23 protein-coding genes are annotated in these 18,771 nt (G+C 40.4%); 2 read left to right on the forward strand and 21 right to left on the reverse strand.

The genetic code is table 11. The annotated features are described in order from the left end of the window. The first annotated feature begins 105 nt into the window (after window positions 1-105). Window positions 106-963 (forward strand): hypothetical protein, encoded by an 858-nt coding sequence (locus K5Q22_RS07270; RefSeq protein ID WP_205014241.1) that lies wholly within the window; start codon window positions 106-108, stop codon window positions 961-963. A 20-nt stretch (window positions 964-983) separates the two neighbouring features. Here K5Q22_RS07270 and K5Q22_RS07275 read toward each other — a convergent pair whose 3' ends face one another. The 13 genes from K5Q22_RS07275 to K5Q22_RS07335 form a co-directional block, all read right to left on the reverse strand. Next, window positions 984-1,337, reverse strand: a complete 354-nt coding sequence (locus K5Q22_RS07275) for an HIRAN domain-containing protein (protein ID WP_024408909.1) — start codon at window positions 1,335-1,337, stop codon at window positions 984-986. 21 nt (window positions 1,338-1,358) lie between these two features. Beyond that, entirely contained in the window at window positions 1,359-2,108 is a 750-nt protein-coding gene (locus K5Q22_RS07280; RefSeq protein WP_205014237.1) for a DUF6287 domain-containing protein, read from the reverse strand. A gap of 16 nt (window positions 2,109-2,124) precedes the next feature. Beyond that, window positions 2,125-2,883, reverse strand: a complete 759-nt coding sequence (locus tag K5Q22_RS07285; protein ID WP_205014234.1) for an SDR family NAD(P)-dependent oxidoreductase — start codon at window positions 2,881-2,883, stop codon at window positions 2,125-2,127. Window positions 2,884-2,984: 101 nt separating this feature from the next. Further along, the gene (locus tag K5Q22_RS07290) at window positions 2,985-3,584 is read right to left on the reverse strand and encodes a lysozyme family protein (protein WP_002934990.1); all 600 of its coding nucleotides are present in this window, start codon (window positions 3,582-3,584) and stop codon (window positions 2,985-2,987) included. After that, complete coding sequence (locus K5Q22_RS07295) at window positions 3,585-4,559, reverse strand: nucleoid-associated protein (protein ID WP_015646852.1); 975 nt, start codon at window positions 4,557-4,559, stop codon at window positions 3,585-3,587. It abuts the gene before it with no gap. Next, entirely contained in the window at window positions 4,559-5,818 is a 1,260-nt protein-coding gene (gene glyA / locus K5Q22_RS07300; protein ID WP_205014232.1) for a serine hydroxymethyltransferase, read from the reverse strand. Before glyA ends, K5Q22_RS07295 begins: the two co-directional genes overlap by 1 nt. 23 nt (window positions 5,819-5,841) lie before the next feature. Further along, window positions 5,842-6,273 (reverse strand): GNAT family N-acetyltransferase, encoded by a 432-nt coding sequence (locus K5Q22_RS07305; RefSeq protein ID WP_205014230.1) that lies wholly within the window; start codon window positions 6,271-6,273, stop codon window positions 5,842-5,844. Beyond that, on the reverse strand, window positions 6,270-6,878 hold the full coding sequence (locus K5Q22_RS07310) for an L-threonylcarbamoyladenylate synthase (RefSeq protein ID WP_205014228.1): 609 nt from the start codon (window positions 6,876-6,878) through the stop codon (window positions 6,270-6,272). The genes K5Q22_RS07305 and K5Q22_RS07310 overlap by 4 nt, the downstream gene beginning before the upstream one ends. Further along, on the reverse strand, window positions 6,865-7,698 hold the full coding sequence (prmC, locus tag K5Q22_RS07315) for a peptide chain release factor N(5)-glutamine methyltransferase (RefSeq protein ID WP_024406331.1): 834 nt from the start codon (window positions 7,696-7,698) through the stop codon (window positions 6,865-6,867). Before prmC ends, K5Q22_RS07310 begins: the two co-directional genes overlap by 14 nt. Continuing rightward, window positions 7,698-8,777 carry a peptide chain release factor 1 gene (gene prfA, locus K5Q22_RS07320; RefSeq protein WP_015646857.1) on the reverse strand — a complete coding sequence of 360 codons (1,080 nt, stop codon included), beginning with the start codon at window positions 8,775-8,777 and terminating at the stop codon, window positions 7,698-7,700. The genes prmC and prfA overlap by 1 nt, the downstream gene beginning before the upstream one ends. 334 nt (window positions 8,778-9,111) lie before the next feature. After that, a complete protein-coding gene (locus K5Q22_RS07325; RefSeq protein WP_012028098.1) occupies window positions 9,112-9,693 on the reverse strand; it encodes a thymidine kinase in 582 nt (193 codons plus the stop codon). A gap of 98 nt (window positions 9,694-9,791) precedes the next feature. Then, window positions 9,792-10,016: a hypothetical protein gene (locus tag K5Q22_RS07330; protein WP_024385203.1), complete on the reverse strand. Its 225-nt coding sequence runs from the start codon at window positions 10,014-10,016 to the stop codon at window positions 9,792-9,794. 60 nt (window positions 10,017-10,076) lie between these two features. Beyond that, on the reverse strand, window positions 10,077-11,390 hold the full coding sequence (locus tag K5Q22_RS07335) for an excalibur calcium-binding domain-containing protein (RefSeq protein ID WP_205014225.1): 1,314 nt from the start codon (window positions 11,388-11,390) through the stop codon (window positions 10,077-10,079). 134 nt (window positions 11,391-11,524) lie between these two features. Here K5Q22_RS07335 and K5Q22_RS07340 point away from each other — a divergent pair, with 134 nt between their 5' ends. Beyond that, window positions 11,525-11,707 carry a 4-oxalocrotonate tautomerase gene (locus K5Q22_RS07340; protein ID WP_002934978.1) on the forward strand — a complete coding sequence of 61 codons (183 nt, stop codon included), beginning with the start codon at window positions 11,525-11,527 and terminating at the stop codon, window positions 11,705-11,707. Between the two features lie 49 nt (window positions 11,708-11,756). Here the strand turns inward: K5Q22_RS07340 and lepA are convergent, their stop codons facing one another. The 8 genes from lepA to K5Q22_RS07380 all read right to left on the reverse strand — a co-directional run bounded on the left by lepA (window position 11,757) and on the right by K5Q22_RS07380 (window position 18,661). Then, entirely contained in the window at window positions 11,757-13,589 is a 1,833-nt protein-coding gene (gene lepA / locus K5Q22_RS07345; RefSeq protein WP_024383525.1) for a translation elongation factor 4, read from the reverse strand. Window positions 13,590-13,826: 237 nt separating this feature from the next. Then, window positions 13,827-14,240, reverse strand: a complete 414-nt coding sequence (gene ndk / locus K5Q22_RS07350; protein ID WP_002943190.1) for a nucleoside-diphosphate kinase — start codon at window positions 14,238-14,240, stop codon at window positions 13,827-13,829. 22 nt (window positions 14,241-14,262) lie between these two features. Beyond that, entirely contained in the window at window positions 14,263-14,850 is a 588-nt protein-coding gene (gene yihA, locus K5Q22_RS07355; protein WP_014638915.1) for a ribosome biogenesis GTP-binding protein YihA/YsxC, read from the reverse strand. Between the two features lie 53 nt (window positions 14,851-14,903). Beyond that, window positions 14,904-16,130 carry an ATP-dependent Clp protease ATP-binding subunit ClpX gene (gene clpX, locus K5Q22_RS07360; RefSeq protein WP_002934974.1) on the reverse strand — a complete coding sequence of 409 codons (1,227 nt, stop codon included), beginning with the start codon at window positions 16,128-16,130 and terminating at the stop codon, window positions 14,904-14,906. Window positions 16,131-16,327: 197 nt separating this feature from the next. After that, complete coding sequence (locus tag K5Q22_RS07365) at window positions 16,328-16,840, reverse strand: dihydrofolate reductase (RefSeq protein WP_205014223.1); 513 nt, start codon at window positions 16,838-16,840, stop codon at window positions 16,328-16,330. Between the two features lie 337 nt (window positions 16,841-17,177). Continuing rightward, window positions 17,178-18,017, reverse strand: coding sequence for a thymidylate synthase (locus K5Q22_RS07370; RefSeq protein ID WP_205014221.1), 840 nt, complete (start codon window positions 18,015-18,017; stop codon window positions 17,178-17,180). A gap of 51 nt (window positions 18,018-18,068) precedes the next feature. Beyond that, window positions 18,069-18,371: a hypothetical protein gene (locus K5Q22_RS07375; protein WP_205014218.1), complete on the reverse strand. Its 303-nt coding sequence runs from the start codon at window positions 18,369-18,371 to the stop codon at window positions 18,069-18,071. Between the two features lie 11 nt (window positions 18,372-18,382). Further along, complete coding sequence (locus tag K5Q22_RS07380; protein WP_002934968.1) at window positions 18,383-18,661, reverse strand: hypothetical protein; 279 nt, start codon at window positions 18,659-18,661, stop codon at window positions 18,383-18,385. Window positions 18,662-18,771: the final 110 nt, after the last annotated feature.

Raw genomic sequence — 18,771 nt, forward strand, 5'->3', positions numbered from 1 at the left:
GTGGGAAAGTCGTCATGGATGTCTTTCCCAGCTTCTTTATATTTTTTGTTTAACGAATTAAACGTTTTTGTGGATTTGAAAAATATTTTTTGTTATACTTGTGTTATGAAAACATCAACACTTGGAAAGTTACTAGAATTACCAAATTTTCACCACTTCTACACCGTTCCAATTAGAGAAAATACGGAGTCTTCTGGAAATTATATAATTGTTTTTGAACAGGACAAGCAACCTGTATTTGTTGATTTGAAAAATGAGACTGGTCACACTCGTGAGGTACGCTTTGCCAGTCATTTTGACAGCGCCGGTCTTCTGGTTGGATTAGGAGCCATTCCTATCAATTATTGGCCTACCTGCCAGATTCTTGGTGTGAAGAAAAATAATAATCGACGAGGACTTAGTCTATCTAGTCTGATGAATAGTTATGGACGTCTACCTATTTTTAAGGAAATGGCAGAGCGTTATAGAGCGCGTGGACAGTCAACCATTTATGACCCCTACCGATATTCGTATACTATTGATGAGAAAAAGGTTATTAAGGATAATCAATTAACCCTTATTCCAAAGAAAGAATACGAAAAGATAAAAGATTTTCATCCTTTTTTGCAAACAAAGCATGGAAATGTTTATGCAGTTCCTTGTTTCTACCAAGACAGAAAACGAAATCAGCTTACTAAAATCTATATTATGGGCTGGTACTTTTATGAGAAGCAATTAAAAATATCTTGGAAACCTTCTCATTCTCGTAAAAGCCGCTGGCGTTCTTCGCTTGTTTCAGTTGATAAATTATCGGACCGCTTCTTCTTTCAAGGAGAATTGTATAAAAAAGGAACCTATCCAGTGTTCCTTGAAGACCTCACAATAAAAAATAAGGCCTACCAACATCGCCTGGATAGGGAGTTTGCAGCCTTTTTAAGTATTATTGAAGAACAAAAACGGAGGGCACAGCTCCGTGTTAAGTAGAAAATGGTTAGGTTGGTAAATTACCGACTATCATTTTTACGATTATCTTTTAGTTTTACAACGACTCGAAACTGGCGATCAGGATGATTTTCTGTATTGGACATCTGAATACGTGCCTCTAGAATATCGCTGTGTCCAAAATAGATTAACCGACTGATTAGTGAGTTTTTATCTGATGGGATATATCCTAACTTTGTGCCCTGATAAAAGATTGCTACAGCTTCTGAGTCATGTGGGTTTGACGGCTCTCCGACTAGCTGAACAGGTGTTCCTGGTTTGAGTTGGTCGATTACATCTAGTCCATCATAGTAGGCAAAGGCTGCCAAATGAAAATCTTGAACATTGCGTGTTGGTTCAAATGATGTGAATGTCATGTCTAACCAACTAGAGAATCATTATGGTTGATAAACAATTTGATAATCTGCATTGATAATGACACCGTTTTGGTAAATAGTGTAACGGGCATTATCATCGCCTTCCAAAATATTATAAGGAATAGATTCGGTGCGCGTGTAGTTACCTTCAATGACGCGCCAATTGTTTTCGCCTAAAATTGAGTTGGCATAATCAATCGTTTTTGGTCCACTATCCAACTGGACACCTGTTTCAGTATTTTTTAATGGGTCTATACCGCTAGTGGCTGAATTGGTCAAGCGATAATAAACATCTACTACGTCTGCTGCTGTTTCTTGGCTTATTACAATCATTCTATCGCGCGTAGAGTCAGTAGTGTCTGTCTCAGTTGTATTTGCTTGTGTTCCTTTGGGAATCATTAATAGTGTTACATCGCCAATCGTTGCGTCTACATAGCCTGTTTCAAAAATTCCGTCAGTTATTTTTCCTCGGCCAAGTAAGGACTGGCTATCTGCTACTAATCCTTTGCTATTGAAGACCAGTGAATTTCCTTGACTATTTTGCCAGGTGCCTAGTATACTATCGTAATTGCCTTGCATTAGAGCATCTATATCCATAGAACTAAGAGAAATCTCACGTTGGATTGTTGATGAAGTGCTTGTATTGGCATTAGAAACCTGGGTATCAGCAGTTGAGGTACTTGCGGAACCGCCCTTCTTTTCAGTTCGACAGGCAGAAAGCGACATGATAGTGAGCAAGCCAAGAGCGAGTGCTAAATATTTTCTTTTCATTCTAGCTATCTCCCCTCTAATCTCTATGAATAGTAAAGCCAGTTGCCTGCTTGGTTGCCATAATGGTCATATCAGAAATCTGCACGTGTGCAGGTTGATTTGCAACAAATAGCGTACAGTTGGCAATATCATTTGCTTGAAGAGCATCAATTCCTTGATAGACTGTCGCTGCTCTCTCTTTATCTCCATGAAAACGAACTTTGCTAAAATCAGTCTCAACGATACCGGGTTGTAAGGTAGTTACCTTGATATTTTTATCAATCGTGTCAATACGGATCCCGTCTGAAAGCACCTTGACAGCTGATTTGGTTGCAGCATAGACAGCAGCTCCTGCATAGGCGTAAATACCGGCTGTTGATCCAATATTGATAATATGACCCTCATTATTTTCAACCATTTGTGGCAATAACTGACGTGTCACAGTTAGTAATCCTTTAATATTGGTATCAATCATTGTCATCATATCAGTCAAATCATAGTCTTGGAATTTATCCAATCCCAATGCCAGGCCAGCATTGTTTACCAAAATATGAATTTGTCCAACTTCTTCTAAGATTTTTTGACAATTTACAATCGTTTGTTCCATATTCGTAACATCAAATGAATGAACTGATACCTGAACATGGTATTGCTTTTCAATATCTTGCTTAATTTCTTCTAGTTTGTCCAATCTTCGCCCTGTAATGATGATATTATCACCATTAGCAGCAAACACATAAGCGATTGCTTTGCCAATGCCACTACTTGCACCTGTAATCAATACATTTCGTTTCATCACTCTGTCTCCTATTCTCTTTATTATACTACAATTTTACCTAGTTTGTAAAAATGCTGTAGTTAAAAAACTCATCAAATTTCCGATGAGTTTGATAGGTATTAAAATAAATTAATGAGGCGCATCAGGTGCATATTAAAACGAACCTGTCTAGCATAGTAGATATTTCCACCATTTACATATAACTTCCCACCATTTAGCAAAGCCAAAGGATGAAAATAGGTATACGTTTCTTCTGTAGTATTCCCTAAGCTTGGTGCTACTACTGTTCTGGAGTATTCTTTCGCTAAAGAGAGTGTATGTTCTCCACCATGCTCAGCAATATAGTCAATATAGGCTGGACCGAAATTATATGCCTGAACTGCTGTCCAAACCTCTACTCCTTTTTCCTCAGCCAACCGTAGGTTTTCTGTCAGGTAGATAATTCCTTGCCGGATACTCTCTCTGCTATCCGTGATGGTGTTAGCATAGCCAGTAGCGGACTCACTTGATTGCATGACATCTGCTTCTTGTCCCTTGGTTTCTGTGTAAATCATTGCTAGGACTAGTTCTTCATTAGCTGGTGTGTCGTTTTCTGCCAATACTTCTTGTACCATAGTTTGATAGGTCATCACTTGCTTTACTGCACTGTAGGTTTGATAGAATTTGTAACCGAGAAAAATCAGTAAAAGAAGTATCAGCGTACGTATCAGTTTTTTCATTTACTTACTCTTTATGTCTTCAATATTTTTGATAAGAATAGAATAGGTTCCGTTGTCATTTTGAATAAATTCAACCGATTCTGCATCCTCATAGATTGCATTTGGCACAATCAACTCAATTCCGTTTGATAAAGATAGCTTCTGATTTTCAAATTTCTTAAGTTGACGGCTACTATCAATTTCATCGAAGGAAATTTTATCAGGTATGACCTCTTTCAGTTGATCGACGAAATTTAAACGAGCAGTCAGGTTGTTGTCGAATAACTGATCAGCCAATTTTTCAGGTGAAAGCTCGTTATCTTCTTCCAAATTGTTGAAAATAGCTGACTTGACTTTTGATTGAAATTGAAAATCGCCTTGATGGAAATTGTCAGCAATCTTCTGTGCAGTTTGCTCTACTGCTTTGATTGATTTTTTTGCAGAAATAGCTGGTGTAACTTGCAGAAGATTATCTGAGAAATAATTGAGGAAGGCTCCATTGTGTTTGATTCTTTTCTCAATCAAATGATACTTCCGCGTTTGAAGATTGACAATCAAGGCTTCATCAGGTGCTGAACCCGCTCCAGGTAAATTATTCTGGGTGATTTTTAAAGGACTTCCACTTTCCAGACCAACGTGGGCGAGATTTTCACGCAGTGAGATTCTCAAAAAGGCAAAATGTTCAACACCATTTCGTTCAAACTCTATGAAAATGAGGTCATTGGTTTTTAAATTCTCAGAAATTGAAAATTCTTCTTTCCAGAGATTAGCAATCTTGACAGAGTTTGTCAGTAGGTCACCATCTAAATAGTCAAGAAAAGGATTGTCGGGATTAAATTGTCCTGTTTTTGCTTCATCAGAAAAGACACGTTCAATCTTTTTACGCAAATATTCTTCTATTTTTGGGCTAACAGTCAAAAGCTGGTCGGCAAGGACCAGCTCTGTATCATCAGGACTAAATTGATGTATGATGGCTTTTTTTACAAATATATCCATTATAAACCTTCGTAAAGTGGGAATTGATCTGTCAAAGCACGCACTTCTTGACGGACTTCCTCAAGAGCGGTTTCATTTTCTGCATTTTCAAGTGCTTTGATAGTTAGTTGTGCAACCTTGCGAGCTTCCTCTACTCCAAAACCGCGAGCAGTAATGGCCGCAGAGCCAATACGGATACCGCTTGTTTTGAATGGTGAGAGTTTTTCGTAAGGAATTGAGTTTTTATTGAGAGTAATATTTACTTCATCCAAGAGATGCTGAGCAACTTTACCATTTTCAACAACTTTGGTCACGTCAACGAGGAAGAGATGGTTGTCTGTTCCATCTGTGATGACTTTAAAGTTAGGGTTTGCAAGGAAGACTTCGGCCATGGCCTTGCTGTTCTCAATCACTTTCTGAGCATAGTCTTTGAAAGCTGGGTCCAAAACTTCTTTGAAAGATACGGCTTTTGCAGCAATAACATGCTCTAATGGACCACCTTGAATTCCAGGGAAAATGGCTGAGTTGATTTTCTTAATAAGTTCTTCGTCATTGGTCAAAATCAAACCACCACGTGGCCCACGAAGTGTTTTGTGAGTTGTTGTTGTTGTGATATGAGCGTGAGGAACTGGGTTAGGATGGAGACCAGCAGCTACAAGACCAGCAATATGAGCCATATCCACCATCAGTTTGGCACCAACTGCATCAGCAATTTCACGGAATTTAGCAAAGTCAATTGTACGTGCATAGGCTGAAGCACCTGCTACAATCAATTTTGGCTGTACTTCTTTTGCTTGTTTTAAAATTGCATCGTAATCAAGCAAGCCAGTTTCTTCGTCAACATTGTAAGCGACAAAGTTGTAAGTTTGTCCTGAGAAGCTAACGGATGCACCGTGAGTCAAGTGACCACCTGCAGCTAAGTCCATCCCCATAACAGTGTCTCCTGGCTCAATCAAGGCCATGTAGGCAGCACAATTGGCCTGACTTCCTGAGTGTGGCTGAACGTTAGCAAATTTTGCACCGAATATTTCTTTAGCACGTTCAATAGCTAAACTTTCAACTACGTCAACGCATTCCGTACCGCCATAGTAACGACGACCTGGGTAACCTTCAGCATATTTGTTGGTCAAAATAGAACCTTGAGCTGCCATAACAGCTTTAGAAACAACGTTTTCAGACGCAATCAATTCGATATTATTTTGTTGGCGTTTTTCTTCAGCTTGGATAGCTTCCCAAACTTCTTTATCAAATTCTTTGTAGTTAACTTTGTCAAAAATCATGTGCGGTACTCCTTTGTATTGGGCTAAATGTGCTTGATAAAACGCTTCTGCATTTTATCGGAGTGATAGCCATTCTTTTCGTAGAAAAGATGGGCTTGGAGACGACTATCAGCAGAATTGAGGCGAATAAAATGGCAGCCCTCTTTCTGTGCAATTTGCTCAACGGCTTTCAGCAGACTTGCTCCAATCCCTTGTCCTTGATGACTAGGCAAAACAGCTAGTCCGAGAATATTGAGGCCTGTATCCGAATAGAGACTTTCATAGACTTGTGCGTGAATGTAGCCTTGCACTGCGCCACTTATGTCATCTATATAGACCAATAAGATATGCCCCAATGTACTCGTGCATCTAAAAAACTGTCGCTCAGTTTGTTCTAATGAACAATCATACCCTAAGGATTGAGCATTGATTTCTCGGATGACTACCAAGTCACCTTTCTCAATGGGACGAATCATAAAACTACCTCAAATTCTATTTCGGGAATGGCTTTCTGAATCTCTTCGCGGCTGATAGCACCTTGGCGCAAAATCCGCGCTTTCTGTCCAGAAAGGTCCAAAATCGTTGAATCAATACCTGTCAGAGCTTGGTCATCCTCAATGCCAGGCAAATCAACTGAAAATTGTACCTGGATGTCCGAAAACTTCTTGCCGCTTTCTTGTCCTGAAACATTAGCTGATGGTCCGATTAAGGGACCCGTTTCCGCAATCAAACGTAAAGTTTTTTCGTGCTTTGGAAGACGAAATCCAACAGTATCCAGTCCAGAATTAACCCAAAAAGGAACGTTTTTGTTCGCTTTCAGGATAATCGTTAGTGGTCCTGGCATAAATCTATTATACAGTTTTTCCAGATAATGGGGTGGATTTTGACTGAAAAAATAAATATCGTTCAGATTTGAGACGTTTAAGTTCATTGCCTTATCCCTCGGCCGCTGTTTCAACTGATAGACGCGATTGACTGCATCTTCATTCAAGGCTCGAGCAAAAAGCCCATAGACTGTTTCAGTTGGAAGGATAACAGCACCACCATTTTCAAGAATTTTTCGGAGTTTATCCATTGTCATCCGCTACGACCTTTCTATCCTGTCCAAATTGGTCTTTGAGGACTCGAATTCGCTTTTTGGGGAAATGCAGAGCGAGTAAGTCAGTTAGGTCTTGCCCTTGCTTGTAGCCAATTTCAAAGTAGAGTTTTCCATTCTCCTTCAAAAATGTCCCTGCTTGCTCCGCAATTTGTCTATAAATAGCCATGCCATCTTCTTCCGCAAATAAGGCCAGATGTGGCTCAGAAGTCAATACATTGAGTCCAACTTCATCTGTGTCATCTGGTGAGATGTAGGGCGGATTGGAAACGATGATGTCAAATTGCCCTTTCACTGCTTGCAAGACATCCGATTCTAGAAAGTGAACAGAGACTTGGTTGGTTCTTGCATTTTCCTGAGCCACTGCTAGGGCATCCTTTGAAATATCAACCGCAACCACTTCCCAATCAGGTCTAGCTTTTGCAAGGGAAATAGCTATGGCACCGCTTCCTGTACCGATGTCTAAGATACGCAAACCTGCTCCGCTATTTTCCTGCAAAATCAAATCAACTAATTCTTCCGTTTCAGGTCTTGGAATCAAGACTCGCTCATCCACCGCAAACTCCAAGCCATGAAAATCAGCCTTGCCGATAATGTACTGGGCAGGTCGGTGCTGGGAAAGTTGCTGAAAAATCGCATCAATCTCTTCTTTGTCAGTCGGTGTAACTTCCTGACGGAGCAGGAGGAGAAATTCCGTAAAGTTCAATCCCTTTAAGCCACGAAAGGTGAAGGACAGGGATTCTGCCTCTTCACCGATTGCGACTAATTGTTCCTCGTATGCTGCAAATAATTGAGCGTAATTCATTATTTGTTAAGCTCTTCTAGTTTTTGCGTCTGATCGTAAAGTACAAGAGCATCTACGACTTCGTCCATCTTACCTGACAAGATAGTATCCAGCTTTTGCAAGGTCAAGCCGATACGGTGGTCTGTCACACGGTTTTGTGGGAAGTTGTAAGTACGGATACGCTCTGAACGGTCACCAGTACCAATGGTTGATTTACGCTCTGCATCCTGCTCATCTTGGGCAATCTGTGCGAAGTGGTCCGCAACACGGGCACGGATGATCTTCATGGCCTTTTCACGGTTTTTCTGCTGGGTCCGTTCTTCCTGCATCTCTACTTTGATGTTGGTTGGCAAGTGAACGATACGCACGGCAGTTGCAACCTTGTTGACGTTCTGTCCACCAGCACCAGATGCGTGGTAGATATCGACACGAAGATCTTTTGGATCGATGTCGTATTCTACTTCTTCAACTTCTGGCATGATGAGAACGGTTGCGGTTGAGGTGTGGACACGACCTTGGCTTTCTGTCACAGGGACACGTTGGACACGGTGAGCTCCTGATTCATACTTGAGTTTTGAATAAACGGATTGACCAGAGACCATGGCAACCACTTCCTTGATACCGCCGACACCATTATAAGAAGCCTCCATGACTTCAAAACGCCAGCCTTGACCTTCTGCATACTTTTGATACATGGTCAAAAGGTCTCCAGCAAAGAGGGCAGCTTCATCACCACCTGCAGCACCACGGATTTCCAAGATGATGTTTTTGTCATCGTTAGGGTCTTTTGGTAAAAGAAGGATTTTCAGCTTTTCTTCGTAAGCCTCTTTGTCAGCTTTAGCTTGTTTGAGTTCTTCCTTAGCCATTTCCTCCAAATCAGCATCACCAGAAGATTCTTTAATCATCTCTTCTGCATCGACAATGTTTTGAAGTACAGTCTTATATTCGCGGTAGGCTGTTACTGTATCACGAGTTGCAGCTTCTTCCTTAGACAACTCCATAAAACGCTTGGTATCGCTGACCACATCAGGGTCAGACAACAATTCACCAAGTTCCTCATAGCGGTCCTCCACCGCCTGTAATTGATCGTAGATGTTCATAAAATTAAGATACAAAGCCCGTTAAGCAAGCACAGTCAAAATAGGAATTTTGACCAAGTGTTACAAACACTTGGAGAAATTATCTTTTTGACACAGCTTGTAGGGCGTGTTCATTTCCTTTCTGTAATATGTAGGTCATGAAGCGGGCACAGTTCGTAGCCCGTATTCAATTCCTTTCTAAATATTTGACCGAACACACTTCCAGTTAGCTTGTAGGGCGTGTTCATTTCCATTCTGTTATTTGTAGGTCATGAAAATTGGCACAGAGTCATAGGCAAATTCAGTTCTATACAGATGCTCGGTTTACAGCCGCTTCTCATTTCATTTTCAAAAATTAGGGTAAATCTTTAATTTCTGGTGAAAAATAATGTTTGCGACAGACAGGAATGTAGGTTTCATTGCCACCAATTTGGATTTGTTCTCCTTCATAAGTAGGTTTTCCATCCTGCGTTCTTAAAACCATTGTCGCTTTTTTAGAACAATATTGGCAGATTGTTTTGATTTCATCTAATTTATCAGCCAATAAGAGCAAATGTTGGGAACCTTCAAACAGTTCATTTCGGAAATCATTTTTAAGACCGAAAGCCATAACGGGTACATCTAATTCATCGACTACGCGAGCAAGTGCGTAGACATGATGACGTCGAAGAAATTGTGCTTCATCAATGAGAACACAGTAAGGACGCGGTTCCATTTTTTCAATAAAACCAAAGATATCCATATCATCGTCAATCGCCACTGCATCTCTTCTCATGCCTATACGACTGGATACAACACCAAAGGCATCACGAGTATCAAGTGCAGATGTCATGATAACAACAGGTTTTCCTTGTTCTTCATAGTTGTGGGCAACCTTCAAAATCTCAATGGTTTTTCCTGAGTTCATTGTCCCATATTTATAATATAATTGAGCCACTTTTCTCTTTCCAATCTTAAATTTTCACTCCCTCCATTTTATCATAAAATGGTCCTTATGGAAATAGAAAAACAAGCCCGTTTTGAGCTTGTTTGATATTAAGACCAAGGGAATGATAAGAAATTTCCGACACACTCAAAAATAATTTTAGCTGCCGTTGGTTTCCACTTGTAGAGCATAACACAACCATATATTAGGCTGTAAAAAGAAAATGCAAGAAACAAAGGTCCTTCCCATATACTCTTGGCAAAAACAGTTGCTACTAGATACAAACATAATCCAGCGAGTAGGAACGATAAAATCATACGGTATTTATAGGCCATGAGTAATCCCTCCTTATAAGAGCAGTATAGCATACAATGTAAACGCTGTCAACGTTTTTCTTACTCACACCCAATTCCATCTCCATCACGGTCTAAATGACTACCGTAACCTGGTTCTCCACGATAGATTGGTGCAGCTCCTGCTTGTCTAACTGCCTTACAATTTGGATAATATGTGTTTTGAGATGGTGTAGCAGCAAATTGCTGAACTTGGCTTTGTGCTTCTGCTTCTGCAACTTTTTGCGCTTCGGCGGCGAGACGCTCTTCCTCCTCTTTACGTGCTTTCTCAGCAATAGCTTTTTCAGCGTTCCAATATTTGATAATGACTTTGCTATCTTTTTTGATGACCTTATCGTTCATCTCGTTAAAAGATTTTCCATCAATCTCGACCGCAATGATTTGTCCATTTTTAGCAATTTCATTGGTCTCTGTTGCTACTTCAGATACTTGAGAAAAACCACCGTCAGTAAACAATTTTTTAGTATCTGCAGCTGTTTTTGTTGAAATGGATGATGGCAGTTCAGCGAAGCTAGAGAAATCGTAGTAGGTGATTACAATGGGGGTTGATTTTTTGCTGATAATCTCCTGTTTGGTGGGCAACTGAAGCTCTGCGCCACCGAGACTAATTTTTTGAATTTTTTCGTGCTTTGCTTTATCCTTGTCCGCAACAGCAGTCCACTTGATGTCTGTAAATCCTGCTGTTTTTAGCTGTTTTTCGAGCTCTGGTTTTGTTTTAGCCTCTGCTAGATTTTCTGGTAGTTTGATGTTATCTTTGCTAACGTCAAAATAGGTTAATGTAACAGGGAGACTAGTAGAGTAAAAATGATTGGATTGATAGGTGTGATTTCCGATTTGAAGGCGATCAATCTTATCTTTTTTGTCCGCATTGCCTTCTTCTACTAGCAGAACAGGAGTTAGTTCGACTTGTTTAAAACCTGAATCTTTCAGCTCTTTCTCGACATCTGCTAAATTTTTAGAAGCTGGTAGGTTGAATTCAACGGCATCTTTTTTGGGAACATGGTAGGAGATTGTAATTGGGATATTTTTTAAAGCCCGTCCTTCCTTCCAATCTTCTCCGTCAACAGAGACGAGTTCGACAAGATCGCTTTCCCCTATTTTTCCAAATTCTAAATCAGTAATTTCCACCCCCTGAATATTTTTAAAACCTGCTTCTTGAAGATGTTTTACGACTGTTACATACTGTTGTCCATAAAGGTCATCTTTTTTCGGAAGCTCAGCAGTCATTAATTGTGAACCGATAAATGTTGTAAGTAGGACGCCACCAGTTATTCCTGCTGTTTTCCGATTAAGAAACTTTCTAGATTTTTTTATTGACGTTTCGCTAACTATCTGAGTTGCTTTTTTCTTAAACATAAATCATTCTCCTTATTGTTGATCGCGATATTATTATAACAAAATATAAATATATTTTGCAATACATTATGAAAATATCCTTGGAGAATCATAAAAACTATGGTACAATAAACGAAAAATAAAGGAGGAAATATATGCCGTTTGTACGTATTGATTTGTTTGAAGGACGCACAGAAGAACAAAAGATTGCCTTAGCACGTGAAGTTACCGAAGTTGTATCTCGTAATACTAATGCGCCAAAAGAAGCCATTCATGTCTTCATCAATGATATGCCTGAAGGGACTTACTACCCACAAGGTGAAATGAAACGTAAATAAGAGAAAACACTCTTGCAACAAAATGCAGGAGTGTTTCTTTGTATCAAGTTTATTTCTTATCGTCTTCATCCATGCTGAGAACGCTGAGGAAGGCTTCTTGTGGCACTTCTACTGATCCGATTGCCTTCATCCGTTTCTTACCGGCTTTTTGTTTTTCTAGGAGTTTGCGTTTACGGGAAACGTCACCACCATAACACTTGGCCAAAACGTTTTTGCGAAGGGCCTTGATGTCGCTACGGGCCACGATTTTCTGACCGATAGCAGCTTGGATTGGCACTTCAAACTGTTGACGAGGAATGATTTTCTTGAGTTTATCAACGATGATTTTCCCACGTTCGTAGGCAAATTCCTTGTGGACGATAAAGCTGAGAGCATCGACCTTATCCCCATTGAGGAGAATATCCATTTTCACCAACTTGGATGAACGGTATTCAGAAATCTCATAGTCGAAGCTGGCATAACCACGAGTGGATGACTTAAGCTTGTCAAAGAAGTCAAAGACAATCTCCGCAAGTGGAATTTGGTAGATAACATTGACACGGTTATCATCAATATAATCCATAGTCACAAAGTCACCACGTTTCCGCTGAGCCAATTCCATGACTGCACCGACGTATTCCTGCGGTACCATAATTTGCGCTTTAACGTAAGGTTCTTCGATAGTTGCAATCTTTGTTGGGTCTGGGAACTCAGATGGGTTGGCTACATCAATCATTTCACCGTCTGTCATGTTGACATGGTAGACTACCGACGGTGCTGTCATGATGAGGTCAATGTTAAACTCCCGCTCAATCCGTTCTTGAATAACATCCATGTGCAAGAGGCCCAAGAAACCACAACGGAAACCAAAGCCGAGGGCCTGCGATGTTTCAGGTTCGAACTGCAAGCTGGCATCGTTGAGCTGGAGCTTTTCCAAGGCTTCACGGAGGTCATTGTACTTATTGGAATCAATTGGATAGATACCCGCAAAGACCATTGGGTTCATCTGTTTGTAGCCTGAGAGTGGCTCGCTGGCAGGATTTTCCGCCAAGGTTACTGTATCACCGACACGAGTATCAGCTACAGTCTTGATAGAAGCTGCGATATAGCCAACATCTCCAACTGCTAGGAAATCACGACCAATGGCTTTTGGTGTGAAAATTCCGACTTCTGTTACATCGAAGGTCTTGCCGTTGCTCATCATCTGGATGGTATCACCTGGCTTCACGACACCATTGACGATACGAACTTGGAGGATAACCCCACGATAAGGGTCATAGACAGAGTCAAAAATCAATGCTTGCAAAGGAGCTTCGACATCACCAGTCGGTGCTGGAACCTTCTCGACAATCTGTTCCAAGATTTCCTCGATACCAATACCTGCCTTAGCTGATGTTGGCACTGCTTCTGAAGCATCCAAACCAATCACATCTTCGATTTCTTGACGAACACGCTCTGGGTCTGCTGCTGGCAGGTCAATCTTGTTAATGATTGGCAAGATTTCCAAATCATTGTCCAAGGCTAGATAAACGTTAGCCAAGGTCTGTGCTTCAATCCCTTGAGCAGCATCCACCACCAGAATCGCACCTTCACAGGCCGCAAGAGAACGCGATACTTCATAGGTAAAGTCCACGTGTCCTGGTGTGTCAATCAAGTGGAAAATGTATGTCTCTCCATCTTTAGCTGTATAGTTGAGTTCGATAGCGTTGAGTTTAATTGTGATACCACGCTCGCGTTCCAAGTCCATACTATCCAGCAACTGAGCTTGCATTTCACGGCTGGAAACTGTTTCTGTCTTCTCAAGAATACGGTCAGCCAAGGTTGATTTACCATGGTCGATGTGGGCAATAATGGAGAAATTACGAATTTTCTCCTGTCGTTTTTTCAAATCTTCTAAATTCATGTTTCTTCCTCTACAAGGGTATTACTCTTTATTATATCAGAAATACCAAGAACTTGCCATAAGAAAAACGGGAGTGGGAAAGAACTCCTGCATTCATAGAAGAGTTCGTTTTCCCACCCCCGCACAGTTGATTAGGACAGATTTGGAGTGTGAAACACGAACAAATCTGCCAATCAACCACTGCGCTGAGATGTTGACACAAACTTTGAGTAGGATTGCTGTGGTTGAACTGCTCTGCTATTTTCCCAGCCAAAGACCGATCTCGCGTTCGGCTGCTTCTGCACTATCTGAACCATGAACGACATTTGCCACAATTCCCTCAACGGGCGCTGTCGCAAAATCTCCACGAATAGTCCCAGGTAGGGCGTTTACTGGATTGGTAGCTCCCATCATATCTCGCCAAGATTTGATAACTTCTGGCCCTTCTATAATGCCAGCTATCATCGGCCCGCTCGTCATATATTGTACTAATTGCGGGAAGAAAGGTTTATCTGTCAAATGATCATAATGTTGACTGATTAGCTCTTCTGTTGCTGTAACCATTTTTAAATCTTGGATTTGAAATCCCCTGCGTTCGATACGTGAAAGAATTTGTCCCGCAAGTCCACGCTTAAGAGCATCTGGTTTGATGATGAAGAAAGTACGTTCCATGATTTTTCTCCTGAACTGTTTATTAGATGTTGCTTAAGATAGCATCCCATGCCTGATCGTATCCGTGACGAGTCTCAGAAGAAAAGATAACGAATTGATCATTTTTATCAAAATCCAATTTCTTTTTAATCATCGATTCGTGCTTATTCCACTTTCCTCGTGGGATTTTATCAGCCTTCGTTGCCACAATAATAACAGGAATTTCATAATATTTCAAGAAATCATACATTTGAACATCATCTGCTGATGGCTCATGACGCATGTCTACTAAACTCACCACAACACGTAGATTTTCTCGTGTCGTCAAATACTCTTCGATCATTTTGCCCCACTTAGCACGCTCAGTTTTGGATACTTTAGCATAGCCATAACCTGGAACATCTACGAATCGAATTTTATCATCTATATTATAAAAATTGAGTTGTTGAGTCTTTCCTGGTTTTCCTGACGTACGTGCAAGATTTTTTCTTCCTAGAAGAGTATTGATAAATGAGGACTTTCCAACGTTAGATCGCCCGGCAAGGGCAATTTCTGGAATGTCATCGCCAGGATACTGGGCTTTTGAAACAGCACTGAGCAAAATCTCAGCATTATGTGTGTTGATTTCCATTTTATACCTTTCATAAATAAGGGTAGAAATCAATCAGTTTCTACCCTTTATTTTTAAGCAGTTTCTAGTAAAGGCTTTTCTTTACCGTCTACTGCTGCTTTTGTTACACGAACACGTTTAACGTTATCTTGGCCTGGCACCTCAAACATGACATCCAACATCGTTTCTTCAATGATGGAACGAAGCCCACGAGCGCCAGTCTTACGTTCAATTGCTTTTTCTGCAATTGCTAACAAGGCGTCCTCATCAAAGTCAAGCTCCACGTCATCATAAGACAAGAGTGTCTGGTATTGTTTTACAAGAGCATTCTTCGGTTCCGTCAAAATACGTACCAAATCCTCTGTTGTCAATTGGTCCAAAGCTGCGAATACAGGCAAGCGACCAATCAACTCTGGAATGATACCGAATTTTTGAATATCGTCTGCAATGATATGTTGCATGTATGATTCTTTTTCATCAATAGCACGATTATTATGACCAAAACCGATGATTTTTTCACCGAGACGCTGTTTGACGATTTCTTCGATACCATCAAATGCACCACCAACGATGAACAGGATATTTTTGGTGTCCACGTGAATCATTTCTTGGTTTGGATGTTTGCGTCCGCCTTGTGGTGGTACGCTGGCCACAGTTCCCTCGATAATTTTTAGGAGAGCTTGCTGGACACCTTCACCAGATACATCGCGGGTAATGGACACATTTTCACCTTTTTTGGCAATTTTATCAATTTCATCCACATAGATAATTCCTCTTTCTGCACGGTCGATGTTAAAGTCTGCAGCCTGCAAAAGTTTGAGGAGGATATTTTCTACGTCTTCACCAACATAACCCGCCTCAGTAAGAGCGGTCGCATCAGCAATAGCAAACGGGACATTCAAACTTTTAGCCAAGGTCTGAGCTAGGAAGGTTTTTCCTGAACCAGTCGGGCCAATCATAAGGATATTTGATTTTTGCAAATCAACATCGTTCTCATCACGGCTATCCTGGAAATTGATACGTTTGTAGTGGTTGTAAACGGCTACTGCTAAAGCACGTTTTGCACGATCCTGTCCGATGACGTAGTTGTTCAGGATATTGAGTAATTCTTGTGGCTTTGGCGTATCGGCCAAGTCTGTCAAAACTTCTTCTGCCAGTTCCTCACGAATGATTTCCTGTGCTAGTTCCACGCATTCATTACAAATGAAGACATTGTTCCCAGCGATAATTTTTTTAACTTCTTCTTGATTTTTTCCGCAAAATGAGCAATAGATTAGCTCATGTGTATGCTTAACAGCCATGTGTTTCCTCTTTCATATCTCTTATCTAAATAAAAATCCATAAATAGCATGAATACTATTGACCAGATTGGTAAAAGCATTCAGTAAAAATAAAATTGCTAAACCAAAACGTTTCTTCCGAAAGGCTTGAATCGCACAAAGAACACAAATCCCACAGAGAAATGCTGTAAATAAACCGAATAAACTTCTCTCCATGCCTAACCATCTCTTCTTTCATAGGTTTTTATTGTAAAATCATACGGGTTTTTCTCGTCTTTTGGACGTAAATTGGAGCTTTGTAGCTGAAATTTCTCCATAGGAAATGCTTTCGGAAAGTACACATCGCCATTAAATTGACCATGAATATCTGTCACTATTAATGTTTCAATGTAAGGTGCAAAGGCAGTAAAAATTTGTCCCCCACCAAGCACAAATAGTGTCTGTTCCTGGTTGTTATACCAATCTAGGACATCTTCCACACTGTGTAAAATGGTAACACGTTCACTCTCCAGTTGATAGGTTGTATCCGTTGTCAAAACGATGGTGTGACGATTGGGAAGAGCACGTTTACCCATGCCGTCGAAGGTTATACGTCCCATCACCATCGTGTGACCTGTTGTCGTTTCTTTGAAATGAGCTAAGTCAGCTGGCAATGACCAAGGAAGTCTATCACCTTTTCCTATCAATCCATTTTCATCTTGAGCCCAAATAGCAACAATCTTTTTAGTCATTTTCTCTCACTTTCCGTCCTATCATTCTATCAAAAAAACATGAAAAATGCACTTACCAAGTAGGGCTAGTGCAAATTTTTATCATATTGAAACTATCACCGACTCCTCAGAGATAGGGAAGATTCCGAGATTCGTAGAATGTGAATCTCGCTGGTGCTGGCATGCCCCCCTCATCTTAAATCGCCAAGTCAAATTTGAGTTGCGGCTTAACTGGCTTCGAAAGTCTGAGTATAGACTGTTGAAGGTTGGAAGTGAAACAGTTCGGAGAACTGTTTCAGCCCGAGCCTAAAAATAAAGAAGCGAGGTAAAAGAACGAAGTTCTTCACTGCTAATCCAGTTAAATTGCTAGATCGAATTTTAACTGCGGCTTAACCGGCTCATAGTCCACCAACTCAAAATCTTCTGCTTTAATATCAAAAAAGTTTGTTCCGTCTGGGACGTTCAAGACCAAACGAGGCTCTACTTCAGATGGTGTACGACGGAGCAATTCTTCAGCTTGTTCAAACTGATTATCATAGATGTGAAGATTGTTGATGAAATAGAAAAACTTCCCAACCTTCCAGCCAAAATGTTTAGCAACCATCATCTGAAGGGCTACATACTGCATAGCGTTGATATGATGGGCTACTAGCATATCATTTGACCGCTGAGTTAGAGTTGCATCCAGGTAAATCTCCCCATCCACTCGTCGAACGTCAAACATAGTCTGAAAGGCACACGGTAAGAGACCTGCAGATTGGTCAAACGCTTCATAATCCCACAATGAAATCACATTGCGGCGATTCCATGGATTTTCCTCCAATTGTTTGAGAATCTTGGAAATGATGTCATGTTTTTTCACAATAGCACCGTAACGTTCACCGATTGTGCCAGTTCCCTCAACTTCCCAATCATTCCAATACTGGACACCGTATTTTTCCTGTAAAACCGACAAATCATTGGTCTGGTCTTGGTAAATCCAGAGAATTTCCTTGATGGCCGACTTAATTGGAATAGGTCTAAGTGTTGTAATAGGAAACTCGCCCTTAGACAAATCATATTCAGCAAAGGCGCCTGTAACGTACTTGGAATTAGCTACATTTCCATCCTTGTAACGTGGACGAGCATTTTCTGAAAAAACGCCCTCTTCCATAATCTTACGAATGTTTTCTTTAAAAATAATATCTGCTTTAGTCATGAGTTTAGTATAGCATGTTCTGATAAAAAACTCCAGTTTGCACTGGAGTTCTCATTTATATAGCAAGGGGTAGAGGTTGAGCTGAAACAGACCAGAAAGGGCAGTTACTAGGCTGAACAATATAAAATACAAGGCAACCAAGAGAACACTTAACAATATCTGACGAACATTTTTAGTGTAAATAGCCGTTGGTAAACTAGCTAGACCGAAAAAGGGAATGATGAAAAATGTTAGTTTAAAATTCACATTTACAATATCAAACCATAGGCCTATTGGTAAAAATAGCATGACGATGAGAAAAATTGCGATACCGTACAAAACTAGATTTAATCTTTTTAGTAAAGCCAGGTTCATAACTACTCCTTCTAGGGGCCAAATATAAAGTAGCCAATACCGAATATCAGAGGAAATGAGATCATTAAGAAGATACTAATCAAACCAGTCCACAATTTTTTATAATAGATAGATAGTATAAGAATTAGAGTCCCCAGTAGAGGGAGAATCAACATGGTTGCTACGTTTCCCCAGCTAGACGGGAAAAACCAGTCACGAATCCAGTTATCAAGGAAAAAGGCAGATAACAAAATCAATAAACCAAGAATGGTCAGATAGTTGATTATTTTAGACATGTTTACCTGTTTCATAAGGCGACACTCCTTTCTCTTTACATTTTCATTGTACGCTTAAATATTACATTTTTCAATATATGTATATAAAGAAATTGTGACGGCGGATTTTAAAAAAGCAGAGGGAA

The sequence above is a fragment of the Streptococcus sp. 2018162 genome, assembly GCF_019754175.1.
GTDB classification, from domain to species: domain Bacteria; phylum Bacillota; class Bacilli; order Lactobacillales; family Streptococcaceae; genus Streptococcus; species Streptococcus hashimotonensis.